An 11,707-nucleotide genomic window follows, 5' to 3' on the forward strand; every position below is an offset into this window, starting at 1 on the left:
ATCATACGGCAATCGCAGGAAGATGGCAAAAGGCTGCCGAATCAAGGACAGCCATCACAATAATGAACAGCCAATGGAGGCGAATGCAATGGAAGACCGCAAATTAACCGTACGCGCTGTAGAGCGTGCGCTTGATATACTACTTTGTTTTACCCGCTCCGGCGATCTGGGACTCACCGAAATCTCTTCGGAAATCGGATTGCACAAAAGCACCGTTCACCGTCTGCTCGCTACGCTGGAGGAACGAGGCTTCGTTGTACGTAATAGCGCGACAGATAAATACCGACTGGGAATCAAAATCTGGGAGCTGTCGACCCACCTGTCTCAGAGCGATGATCCTGCGACCATGCTGCTGCCCGATATGGAGCAGCTGCGTGATCGGCTGGGCGAGACGATCAGTTTGTACATCCGCGATGGTGCCGAGCGTCTGCGCATTCAAGCAGTACAGAGCAATCAGGCAATCCGCCGCGTCGCTCCAGTCGGTGCGCGCTTGCCGCTGACTGTCGGCGCATCTAGCAAAGTGCTGGTCGCCTTTTCCGGGGATCAGGAGCGCGAGCAGATTCTAAGTACCGCCGAATGGCCGCCAAGCGTCGATCCGGTGCTATACCGTCAGCAGCTGGAGGAAGTGCAGCAAAGCGGCTATTCCACCAGCTATGAGGAGCGAGAACCGGGAGCAGCAGCAGTTGCTGTGCCTGTATTCGACAGCGCAGGACAACTGCGTGCATCATTATCGCTATCCGGCCCAGTGAGCAGATTATCGCTGGACAAACTACATGAGTATGCGCCCATCCTGATTGAGGTTGCGCATGATATGGGCATTAAGCTGCGATAAGTAACACGGTGAATAGAGTAAGAACTATACCAATGCGTATACCCGCAGATGTAATGATAATACGTATGGATGTAATGCTAACAGCAAGGAATAGAAACATAAATATGTTAAATATTGGATCAAGAGCAACATTTTCGTCTATCATGTGTGTTTAAAGTAAACGTACAAATAGAGGGGAGGTTGCTCTTGTTATGTTCTCAGCTATATATCGAATATGGACGACGCCTATATCATCGCCTATTCTCAAATGGTTCGGCATTCTGATTCTCCTGCTTATCAGCCTATCCCCCCTGTATACTGCCAAGCCTGCATATGCGTGTAGCTGCGCCCAGACCTTGGATGTGGCTGGCAAAATGAAGTACGCAGACACTGTATTTGCTGGTCAGATGACCGATGTGCGGCAAACGATATCGGCGTCTGAACATCAGCCGCTGTTGTATACGTTTAAGGTGAAACAGGCGTGGACGGACAATGTACATGAACAGACTTCCGTCGTAACGAGTGGTGAATCTTCGGCTTGTGGCTATGTATTTGAAAAGGAGAAAAGCTATCTTGTCTACGCCCACACACAGCAAGGCGAGTTGAAAACGGATCTGTGTATCGGTAATGCTGTCTATACGACTGCCGATGCCCAATCCGATCTGGCGCAGCTCGGTGACCCGCGTCCTGTATTGCCCGGCAGCAATCACGTATTGGTCGGACAGCGACTTCGTCTTGTGATTGCCTTGGGTATTGTAGTCAGTCTCGTCGTATGGATCTGGTTGTATCGCCGTCGGCATCATCGACGTGTATCCTAAGTTAAGGACATTTCGTATGTATGCTTTTTATAGTACATTTACTGCTCGTATATAATGTATATGTCATTTTCATAAATAAGCAAATAAAAGCCCGCCGACTCCAAAAGGAGCAGCGGGCTTTTCGTTATTGTATCGTGAATGCCAGAAGGAGCGGTAGATTATACCGTTTCACCTTTGTTGGCGTTCTTCATCATTTGACGCAGAACCGTTTGTAGGATACCACCGTTATGGTAGTAATCAACATCAACCGCGCTGTCCAGACGAACGGTAACAGGGAATTCAAATGTTGTACCGTCTTCGCGTGTCGCGGTAACAGTCAGCGTTTGACCCGGTTTCACATCGTTGTTCAGACCGACGATATCGAATACTTCCGTACCGTTCAGACCGAGCTGCTTCCAGCTGTAGCCTTCTTGGAATTGCAGTGGCATAACGCCCATACCAACCAGGTTACTGCGGTGGATACGTTCAAAGCTTTCGGTAATAACCGCTTTGACGCCCAGCAGGAAGGTACCTTTGGCTGCCCAGTCACGCGAGCTACCTGTACCATACTCTTTACCAGCGATAACGACCAGATTCTGACCTTCTGCTTGGTAACGCATGGAGGCATCGTAGATGGACATGACTTCGTCAGTTGGCAGGTACTTCGTAACGCCACCCTCAGTGCCCGGAGCCACTTGGTTACGGATACGAATGTTGGCAAATGTACCGCGCATCATGACTTCATGGTTACCACGACGGGAGCCGTAGGAGTTGAAGTCTTTGCGTTCGACATTGTGTTCTTTCAGATATTGACCACCCGGGGACGATGGAGAAATGTTACCCGCCGGTGAGATGTGGTCGGTCGTTACGGAATCGCCCATCAGTGCGAGTACGCGTGCTTGACGAATATCCTGAATATCGTTCATGCCTTTTGCCAGACTTTCGAAGAATGGCGGGTTCTGGATGTACGTGGAGTTCGGGTCCCACTCGTACAGTTCGCCCTGTGGTACAGGGATATCGTTCCAGCGTTTGTTAGCAGTGAAGACATTTTCGTAACGGCTGCGGAACATTTCGGGACTGATCGACAGTGCGATTGCGTCGCGAATTTCCTTAGCTGTTGGCCAGATGTCTTTCAGGTAAACTGCTTCACCTTGCGGATCATGTCCGATCGGGTCGGTAGTCAGGTCGATGTCGACAGTACCAGCAAGCGCGTAAGCTACAACGAGCGGCGGCGAAGCCAGATAGTTCATTTTCACCTGAGCATGCACACGACCTTCAAAGTTACGGTTACCGGACAGCACGGAAGCGACGGTCAGATCGTTATCCGCAATTGCCTGACTTACTTCGTCTGGCAATGGACCGGAGTTACCGATACATGTCGCACAGCCGTAGCCAGCGAGGTAGAAGCCGAGTTGTTCCAGCGATTTGTCGACGCCGGCTTTTTGCAGATACTCGGTAACGACGAGCGAGCCGGGAGTCAGACTTGTTTTCACATAGCCTGGCACGGTCAGACCGCGTTCAACTGCTTTTTTGGCAAGCAGACCTGCACCGATCATAACGCTCGGGTTGGATGTGTTCGTACAGCTAGTAATCGCTGCAATCACGACTGCACCTGCGCCCATTTCGCTTGTTTTGCCGTTCGGATGTTGTACTTTGACCTTCTCGGCAATCTTCGCATCGGACAGACCGTAGCCGCCGGATTCAACCGGTGTACGGATTGCAGTGTTGTAGCTCAATTTCATATCAGTCAGTTCGATCCGATCTTGCGGACGTTTTGGACCGGCAAGACTTGGCACAACAGAAGCCAGATCCAGTTCGATGACATCAGTAAAAGTCGGATCAGGTGTTTCCGCTGTACGGAACATGTTTTGTGCTTTGTAGTAAGCTTCTACCAATTCCACCTGATCGTCAGCACGACCGGTGTTGCGCAGATAGAACAGCGTTTCGTCATCGACAGGGAAGAAGCCGATTGTTGCGCCATACTCTGGAGCCATGTTGGCAACCGTCGCACGGTCAGCCAGACTGATGTTACCCAGACCTGGACCGTAGAACTCGACGAATTTGCCGACAACGCCTTTTTTACGCAGCATTTCGGTAACAGTCAGCGCAAGGTCAGTTGCAGTTGCGCCTTCGCTCAGGCTGCCTGTCAGTTTGAAACCGATAACTTCTGGCATAACGAAGTACAGCGGCTGACCGAGCATACCTGCTTCGGCTTCGATACCGCCGACACCCCAGCCAACAACGCCCAGACCGTTAATCATGGTCGTATGGGAGTCCGTACCAACGAGGGAATCTGGGAATACTTGCGTTTCGCCGTCAACCGTTTTGGTTGCTGCGACAGAGGCAAGATACTCCAGGTTTACTTGGTGAACGATACCAGTGGATGGTGGGACGGCACGGAAATTATCGAATGCCGTTTGCGCCCAGCGCAGGAAACGGTAACGCTCTTCATTACGTTCAAATTCAACGTTTACATTATATTCAAGTGCATCCGGTGTACCGAACGCATCTACCATGACGGAGTGGTCAATAACCAGGTCAACCGGTACAAGCGGGTTGATCTGCTTTGGATCGCCGCCCTGACTTTTTACAAAATCGCGCATGGCTGCCAGATCGACTACGACTGGTACGCCAGTGAAATCCTGCAATACGATACGTGCAGGGATAAATGGAATTTCCTTTTCCTCACGGCCTTCAGCCCATCCCGCGAGTTGTTTGACGTGCTCCTCAGTGATCGCGTGCCCATCGAATTGACGAACAGCTGCTTCCAGCAATACGCGAATGGAGAAAGGAAGCTTGTCGATGCTAGTGAAACCTTGATCTTTCAGCGCTTCAATGCTGAAATAACGGTAACTTTTGTCTTTCACTTTCAGTTCACGGCCAACGGAAAATGAATCTTTAACGGACATAGATGAACCTCCTTGAATGAAATACGGCTTTACAAGTTACAGGAAAAAGTAAACATGGGTGAAAAAAGAGTCAATCCGGCGGAAATAATTCTGGATATACAGAATCTAAGTTCCGTAGAATGAAACTTGATTTCAAAATTAACCACTACTACAAGTATACCGTTTACATGGGGGCGCGTAAAGTTATTTTTGGGAAGAAATTGGGATTCCCTGCATCATAAAACAGGCAAAACAAAAACAAGTTCCTCATTCGACAGGAACTTGTTTTTGTTTTGCAGATTGGATACACACAAGGATAGCTGGAAAGGCACATCGAATGACTTTACAGATCGATTGGTTGCGATTGCCAGCTTCTCTGCTTATTATGTAGAGCCGTGATCGGTACGTAGTTGACTATCGTTAACAATCGGCGGCTTATTTTGAAATGAATAACGGTACATGCTGTATTGAATAGTTGGCTCACTGTATAGTGTTGCGCACATATGTATAGGTCTGATCTAATTTTGATCGCCATGTATATGCTTGTTATTCCGAACCTGTTCATTCATGGCATGTTCATTCTCAACGATATGATACTCATAGACATTGTGCGGCTCATCTTGAAAAACAACCATTGCTGTGTACGCATCATGATCTGTTTTGAATGAATACGCACCTTGTACGCTGGTGATGTCCTTCGCGGTATAGCCTTTTTGCTCAATCAGATATTGCTTTACTTCATGCGCAACCGCGTATGTCTTGAACGGATTACCATGCAGACCGACATATACTGCGGAACCGCCGATGATGACAACGGCAACCAATCCACTCAGAAAAGGAAGAAGCCCCTTCGGAATTTCATATTCTTCGTTCCATCTTTTCCAGCTCATCCATTTCATATACCAATCACCTCCCTATGTAAATGGTACAAAAATAGTGTAGGCATATTCAACTTTGCAGGTTAGTTTGGCAAAAGATAGGGTGGATATTGGGTAGTCGGGTAAATAAGAGGATATGCTCATCCAGCATTCTATATTCCATCAAACAGGAGTGACAATCCAGTTTCACATTTCTTCTATCCAGCAACATTATCCAGATAGCAACATTATCAAGCTCTCGATACGACCAGTATGAATCCTTGTAACTTGTAAAAGGAAGCGGAGGCGCACCTATGCAGCAGTCAACAACAGCCAATGGTCATCCACAGGGGAAGCGGCGTGGATGGAAAGCTTTGCTTCAATATATAGTCGCAGCTGTAATATCTCGTGGAGCAGATGCCGGGGCGGGAGTTGGCTTAGTGCTGCTGGCTTCTTCCAATCAGCATCTAGCCCATCCGCAGTTGACTGGGGCGCTGCTGGCAGCGGCATTAACCGCTCCGCACGTATTAGGACCGCTCACGGCACGCATTCTGGATCGCGCCCACGATCAGCGGCGCGTGCTGGCAGCTGCTTCGCTGCTGTATGGGCTGTTTGTGCTGCTCACTGCTTGCACGCTTGGACAGATTCCGCTGTTCTGTTCCATTGTATTGGCTGCCTGTGCAGGATTGTGTGGACCGCTGCTGACTGGCGGACTCAGCAGTGTACTATCTAGACTCGTGGATGAAGATGAGCAGCATCAACGGCGCGCAGAGAGCTGGGATGCGCTCACGTATGGCATGAGTGGCACGCTGGGACCGGCGGCAGTTGCGGTCATTGCGACGGTGTTCAGTCCACTGTTGGCGCTGATCTTGCTTTCGATAAGTGTGATTGTAGCGGTCGTGCTAATCCTGTGGCTACCTTTGCAGATGCGAACATCGCATACAGAGGAAACGGTCGTCTCGGAGCATGGCGTATTGCATATTTTGCTGCATACAGGACAACTGCGGCGGGCGATTGTCGTGATGATGGCGGCGGCATTTCCAGGTGGGGCGATCTCGGTCATTGCGGTTGCTTTTGCCTCGGAGCAGTTGGGCAATTCGGCAGGCGGCGGCTGGCTGGTAGCGGCATTTGGACTTGGGAATCTGGCTGGCTCACTACTGTTAACGCTATTTCCGCTACGCGGAGAGCCGGAGCGCAATATGCTGTTGTATACGGCGCTGGTGGCAGTTACTTTTGGCATTTGCGCGCTGGCGGCGCAGACGTATCTGGCGCTGTTGTTGGCACTGGCGGTAGCTGGCGCGGCAAATGCACCGTTTTTTGCGGCAACGCTTGGCGTACGGTCGAACTATGCACCAGATCATGTGCGGGGGCAAGTATTTACAGGCATGGCGGGCTTCAAAATCGCCAGCAGCTCCGCAGGTACGGCGTTGGCGGGATTGCTGACTGGATTGGGCGCACCGTTGTTACTGCTGGCGGGAGGAATGATCGTTGGTGCGGCGTACGTATATGCAGTGCTTGATCGTAAAGGTGCTAGCAGACTGGCGAGATCATAAGCTACCAAAGTTTTTTTGCAGCCGTCCAGCTGAACATTTATACTAAGAAAGGGCCATAACACAGCCCGTCCGCCTGACTTTCCGATATAGCACATTCTATGTCTGCGGACGATTCCGACTGTACACTTTGACCTTCACTTTTACAGGTATATTCTAAATATGAACAATAGTAACGGGGGTTCCAACATGACAGCAACAAAATTGACCGTAGGCTTGATCTACGGTGGTAAATCCGGCGAACACGACGTATCACTACAAACCGGATTTTCCGTACTGAACGCATTGGATTACAACAAATACGATATCGTACCGATCTATATCGACCGCGACGGACGCTGGAATATGGGACAGACATATACAGCTGCGCCGTCCAAACCGGAAGAACTGCAAATTCAAGGCGGTGAACAAGCGACCTCGGACGCGATGAGTGTACTTTGGCGCAAACTTGGCGGACAGGAGAGCACGATCGACGTGTTATTCCCGCTGCTGCACGGTACATACGGCGAAGATGGCACGATCCAAGGGCTGTTTGAAATGATGGATATTCCTTATGTTGGTGCTGGCGTGCTGGCATCGTCCGCAGGTATGGACAAAGCGATCATGAAAAAGCTATTCGCCCAAGCCGATCTGCCGCAGTGCAAATATGAAACCTTTATCGCTGCCGAATACGAAAGCAATGAACACGAGATTCTGAGCAGCATCGAGCACAATCTCGGTTTCCCTTGCTTCGTGAAACCGGCGAATCTCGGCTCCAGCGTCGGCATTACCAAAGCCAAAGACCGTCATGAGCTGGAACGCGCAATTGAATATGCGCTGCGCTTTGACCTGAAGGTCGTTGTAGAAGAAGCGGTTGATGCGCATGAAGTGGAAGTTGGCGTACTGGGCAACGAATTACCGCTTGCTTCCGTACCGGGCGAGATCGTATCCAGCGGCAGCGACTATTACGATTATCAGGCAAAATACATCGATGGCACATCCCGCATGATTATCCCGGCGGAGATCGACAGCGAGCTGGCAGAGAATCTGCGCGAGATGGCATTGCGTGCATTCAAGGCGATTGACGGTAGTGGGCTATGCCGCGCCGATTTCTTCGTTCGCCGCAGCGATAACGCCGTTATGATCAATGAAGTGAACACGATGCCGGGCTTTACCGCATACAGCATGTACCCGCTGTTGTGGCGTGAAACCGGCAAATCCTATCCAGAGCTGCTGGATCAGCTCATTCAGCTTGGACTGGATCGCTACGCCAAGCGTCACGCACTGCAATTTGGACGTGACTGAATCGTAGCGTGTCTATAACGGTCGTACTGCACAGATTGGGCGGTGCGGCCGTTTCTTCTTGTACCGAATACCGACCAATCCAGTATCTTCACTCTGTATCATCTGCTATTGTTGCATGGAACTGTTAGGATCATGCGTCAAAAGGTTTATAAATGAGACGACACGTCAATTTAACGATCAGGGAGGCGAAAGGGATGGGGTTTCAAACCGAATTCAATTCCGTATGTAAATTCAAAAGCGAACAGGAGCTGCTCGACCTGCTGGAATACGGCAAAGGCAAGATGGTCAAGCAAGGATTTCGCGTCTATCCAACCGGGCAAAAGGTCATCGCCTATAACCCGGAGAACACCGCAATTGCTATCGTCAAAATCACCGGCTGCATCGCAGAGATCAACTTCCAGGGCAACGAGGTCACCGAAGTCGAGATGGAACTGATCCGCAAGCTGACGCCGGAGGAATCCAGCGTGCAAACGCATCTCGCCTACGAAATGTTCTTTGGCGAGCAGGATCAGGACGCCTGATGATCGTCCGTTTCGGGTATGTAGCGATCTCGCTGGAAGTGAAGGATTCATCCCCTTCCAAAACGATGACCATGTCCAATTTTCGCAAGCTTCCGGATCGTGAAGCCGGGCTGCGGAGATTGGAAGAGATCGCTCGTATTAATTTGCAAAATACGCTGCGTTTGCTCAAGCATAATGTGGCGGAAGAGATTCATATGTACCGCATGAGCTCCAAGCTAATTCCGCTCGCTACGCATACTGAGCTAGCGGATTGGGACCCGTTTCCGGCGTTGGCGGACGATTTTGCTGCGATTGGGGAATATGTGCACAAGCATGAGTTGCGGGTGTCGTTTCACCCGGACCATTTTACCGTGCTTAGTACACCGCGCCCGGAAGTACTGGAATCGTCAATTCGCGATCTGCGCTATCATGTGAAGATGCTGGATGCGATGGGATTGGATGCACGCTCCAAGAACAATATCCATATCGGCGGTGCGTACGGAGACAAGCCGACGGCGGCAGACCGATTTGTAGAGCATTTTGCTACATTGGACGACGATATTCGTTGCCGGATCACGCTGGAAAATGACGACAAAACGTTTACCACACCGGAGACGCTTGCGGTAGCACAGCGTACCGGGCTGCCGATGGTGCTGGATATTCACCATCATCTAGTCAATTGTGAAGGTGAGCCAGCGTCATACTGGTGGCCGCAAGTAGCACAAACATGGGAATCGGAGCTGTCTCGTACAGATGTGCCGAATGGCATTCATTTACCACCGAAGATCCATGCGTCCAGCCCGAAAAGTCCAACCGACCGTCGCAGTCATGCCGATGGCGTAGAAGCTGGACCGCTGCTAGACTTTCTGCGCGAAGCGGCACGTACATCCAGCCATCTCGATGTGATGCTGGAAGCCAAGCATAAGGACGCAGCACTGCGACAACTGATGAACGATTTGCGCAATGTTAGCGGGGATGGCGTACGCATCATCGACAACGGAACCATTGAAGTGTTACCTTAATAGTAGGCATATCGAAATAACACATGCGGACATGCCATCGTGTATGTTCGCATCCATACTTAGCATACAGCCATCTGGCTTGCGGCGGCAGGTACACACTGCACGCCCATTATAATCAGGGGGATTGAACATGGAAAAAGACCAAAAGCAACCCTATGTTGTCAGCAGTAAAAGTCGTGTTGCCGTAGCGATTAACGCGGCATCCAAAACCGGCGAATGGATCAAAAGCAAAGTCGGCGATCACCGCCAGCTTAACATCAAAACATCGTCACAAGACCTCGTAACCGAAGTCGACAAAGGCGCAGAACAGATGATTCGCAAGCTTGTCCAAACGTACTGCCCAGGCGACGAATTCCTCGGCGAAGAGAGCGCAGGCATCGGTGCCGAAGCATCGGCTAATGCCGTGGATGCGGTCAAAGACGCCGAATACGTCTGGATTGTCGATCCGATTGATGGCACGACCAACTTTGTGCATGGTTTCCCATACTTTTGTGTATCCATCGCTGTAGCGCACAAAGGCGAAGTGATCGTCGGCGTTATTTACGACCCGACGCATGACGAGCTGTTTGTAGCCGAAAAGGGTAAAGGCGCCTATGTACACGGCAACCTGATGAAGTCCGCCGACCATGCGACATTGAACGAAAGTCTGGTCGCTACCGGCTTCCCACCAAGCACAAGCGTTGAGCTGAAAACGAAAGCGTTGACCGACATCCTGCCGAAAGTCCGCGGCGTCCGCAACGTCGGCTCCGCTGCCTTGCACCTCGCCTATGTCGCCGCAGGACGCATCGACGCCTACTGGGAAATCGGTCTAAACGCATGGGATCTCGCCGCAGGCGCCCTGCTCGTAGCCGAATCCGGCGGCACCGTCACCGACGTCGCCAATAACCCATACGACATCACCGTCCGCAACATCGTAGCGAGCAACGGTCACATTCATAACGAACTCATCCAACAACTACACAATTCCGGCTTAAACGCCTAATAATCGATCCACCAGACACCAGCATCAAACGAATCATGTCCAACGATCACCCAGCTGACCAGAACACCACACCCTACATCCCACTCTAGTCTGGTCAACCACCAACTGATTTTCCAAAACCCAAAACGGGTAAATAACCGACAGGCACCCAGCCCGCCGGTTATTTGCTCATATCCAATAATTTTAACATCCAAACAACCATGCAAACTCAACATAACTTGAAAGAGTACATGCAAATAACCATCTCTACTACCCTAACGTTCAAAACAAAAAATAGAAAACAAACTCATTTCATACGCTCAAACGAATCCAAAATCTGAAAGTCCAAAAGACATTAAACTCAAAACAATCTAAGTCCAAACTATTTTTAAGTTCTAAATTCTTTAAGCTTTAATCCTTTAAGTTCCAACTATTCTAGGTTCTTGTCTTTCAAACCTGCTAAGCCCCCACCCTAGTGCGATGGCGAGCAACGTGACTCATATGCACGGAGCGGAGGGAAGGGAATTTGGCAAAAGGACGACTTTGGAGTGCGGGAATCTTCGTTATTTCCCAATCCAAAGATTCCCGCGGCTCCACCGGAGTCCGTTGCCAAATCCCTTCCCGGAGCGTTCTTAGCATCAATGAGCCAAAGCCTTGCCCCATCCCACTCCAAAAAAATAAAAATGAGGTGCCAACCATGTCATCCGACGAACTTGAACGCGAATTGTCCGAACGTCTGACCGAAGGCGAGATGCAAGAAGAAGACCGTGAAGTCCGCGAACGCCGACTCATTCCGTCCAAATACGAAGTCCGTATCCAAGCCGAACACGACCCCATTGTCGAAGAAACACAGCACTACCGCAAACTCGCCAAAGAACTCGACGACCGCTACGACAAATATTTGGAGCGTACCAAACAAAATAAACCAAACGACGACGCCAACAATAACAGCACCGACCCGAATAGCCCTGTCGAAAACAAAAGCAACAATAATCACACGCAGTAAATACATTCACAAGCATTAACGACAAAGGAGT

The 11,707-nt window shown here is 50.3% G+C and carries 11 protein-coding genes; 8 read left to right on the plus strand and 3 right to left on the minus strand.

Going from position 1 to position 11,707, the window contains the following annotated elements:
* Window positions 1–88: 88 nt before the first annotated feature.
* Both ACDE64_RS02650 and ACDE64_RS02655 read left to right on the plus strand, forming a co-directional pair.
* Window positions 89–832, plus strand: coding sequence for an IclR family transcriptional regulator (locus tag ACDE64_RS02650; protein WP_411345015.1), 744 nt, complete (start codon window positions 89–91; stop codon window positions 830–832).
* Between the two features lie 191 nt (window positions 833–1,023).
* A complete protein-coding gene (locus ACDE64_RS02655) occupies window positions 1,024–1,629 on the plus strand; it encodes a hypothetical protein (protein ID WP_411348933.1) in 606 nt (201 codons plus the stop codon).
* Between the two features lie 158 nt (window positions 1,630–1,787).
* On the opposite strand, the gene acnA is transcribed toward ACDE64_RS02655, so the two are convergent.
* Window positions 1,788–4,517: an aconitate hydratase AcnA gene (gene acnA / locus ACDE64_RS02660; protein ID WP_411348934.1), complete on the minus strand. Its 2,730-nt coding sequence runs from the start codon at window positions 4,515–4,517 to the stop codon at window positions 1,788–1,790.
* A gap of 497 nt (window positions 4,518–5,014) precedes the next feature.
* The gene (locus tag ACDE64_RS02665; protein WP_411348935.1) at window positions 5,015–5,395 is read right to left on the minus strand and encodes a DUF3139 domain-containing protein; all 381 of its coding nucleotides are present in this window, start codon (window positions 5,393–5,395) and stop codon (window positions 5,015–5,017) included.
* 272 nt (window positions 5,396–5,667) lie between these two features.
* Between ACDE64_RS02665 and ACDE64_RS02670 the strand changes: the two genes are divergently transcribed.
* The 5 genes from ACDE64_RS02670 to ACDE64_RS02690 all read left to right on the plus strand — a co-directional run bounded on the left by ACDE64_RS02670 (window position 5,668) and on the right by ACDE64_RS02690 (window position 10,691).
* Entirely contained in the window at window positions 5,668–6,906 is a 1,239-nt protein-coding gene (locus ACDE64_RS02670) for an MFS transporter (RefSeq protein WP_411348936.1), read from the plus strand.
* A 186-nt stretch (window positions 6,907–7,092) separates the two neighbouring features.
* Window positions 7,093–8,187, plus strand: a complete 1,095-nt coding sequence (locus ACDE64_RS02675) for a D-alanine--D-alanine ligase (RefSeq protein WP_411348937.1) — start codon at window positions 7,093–7,095, stop codon at window positions 8,185–8,187.
* A gap of 194 nt (window positions 8,188–8,381) precedes the next feature.
* On the plus strand, window positions 8,382–8,708 hold the full coding sequence (locus ACDE64_RS02680; protein ID WP_367062625.1) for a hypothetical protein: 327 nt from the start codon (window positions 8,382–8,384) through the stop codon (window positions 8,706–8,708).
* Complete coding sequence (uvsE, locus tag ACDE64_RS02685; protein ID WP_411348938.1) at window positions 8,708–9,709, plus strand: UV DNA damage repair endonuclease UvsE; 1,002 nt, start codon at window positions 8,708–8,710, stop codon at window positions 9,707–9,709. The genes ACDE64_RS02680 and uvsE overlap by 1 nt, the downstream gene beginning before the upstream one ends.
* Window positions 9,710–9,839: 130 nt before the next feature.
* Window positions 9,840–10,691 carry an inositol monophosphatase family protein gene (locus ACDE64_RS02690; RefSeq protein ID WP_411348939.1) on the plus strand — a complete coding sequence of 284 codons (852 nt, stop codon included), beginning with the start codon at window positions 9,840–9,842 and terminating at the stop codon, window positions 10,689–10,691.
* Here the strand turns inward: ACDE64_RS02690 and ACDE64_RS02695 are convergent.
* Window positions 10,688–10,885 (minus strand): hypothetical protein, encoded by a 198-nt coding sequence (locus tag ACDE64_RS02695; protein ID WP_411348940.1) that lies wholly within the window; start codon window positions 10,883–10,885, stop codon window positions 10,688–10,690. The two genes, ACDE64_RS02690 and ACDE64_RS02695, sit on opposite strands and share 4 nt — an antisense overlap.
* 482 nt (window positions 10,886–11,367) lie before the next feature.
* Here ACDE64_RS02695 and ACDE64_RS02700 point away from each other — a divergent pair, with 482 nt between their 5' ends.
* A complete protein-coding gene (locus tag ACDE64_RS02700; RefSeq protein ID WP_411345026.1) occupies window positions 11,368–11,676 on the plus strand; it encodes a hypothetical protein in 309 nt (102 codons plus the stop codon).
* Window positions 11,677–11,707 lie beyond the last annotated feature (31 nt).

This window comes from Paenibacillus sp. WLX2291 (genome assembly GCF_046603665.1).
GTDB lineage: Bacteria > Bacillota > Bacilli > Paenibacillales > Paenibacillaceae > Saccharibacillus.

Excerpts from the sequence above, each read along its gene's own strand:
- ACDE64_RS02655 (WP_411348933.1), top strand. The coding sequence starts at position 1,024 with ATGTTCTCAGCTATATATCGAATATGGACGACGCCTATATCATCGCCT.
- uvsE (WP_411348938.1), top strand. The coding sequence starts at position 8,708 with ATGATCGTCCGTTTCGGGTATGTAGCGATCTCGCTGGAAGTGAAGGAT.
- ACDE64_RS02675 (WP_411348937.1), top strand. The coding sequence starts at position 7,093 with ATGACAGCAACAAAATTGACCGTAGGCTTGATCTACGGTGGTAAATCC.
- ACDE64_RS02700 (WP_411345026.1), top strand. The coding sequence starts at position 11,368 with ATGTCATCCGACGAACTTGAACGCGAATTGTCCGAACGTCTGACCGAA.
- acnA (WP_411348934.1), bottom strand. The coding sequence starts at position 4,517 with ATGTCCGTTAAAGATTCATTTTCCGTTGGCCGTGAACTGAAAGTGAAA.
- ACDE64_RS02650 (WP_411345015.1), top strand. The coding sequence starts at position 89 with ATGGAAGACCGCAAATTAACCGTACGCGCTGTAGAGCGTGCGCTTGAT.
- ACDE64_RS02690 (WP_411348939.1), top strand. The coding sequence starts at position 9,840 with ATGGAAAAAGACCAAAAGCAACCCTATGTTGTCAGCAGTAAAAGTCGT.
- ACDE64_RS02670 (WP_411348936.1), top strand. The coding sequence starts at position 5,668 with ATGCAGCAGTCAACAACAGCCAATGGTCATCCACAGGGGAAGCGGCGT.
- ACDE64_RS02680 (WP_367062625.1), top strand. The coding sequence starts at position 8,382 with ATGGGGTTTCAAACCGAATTCAATTCCGTATGTAAATTCAAAAGCGAA.
- ACDE64_RS02665 (WP_411348935.1), bottom strand. The coding sequence starts at position 5,395 with ATGAAATGGATGAGCTGGAAAAGATGGAACGAAGAATATGAAATTCCG.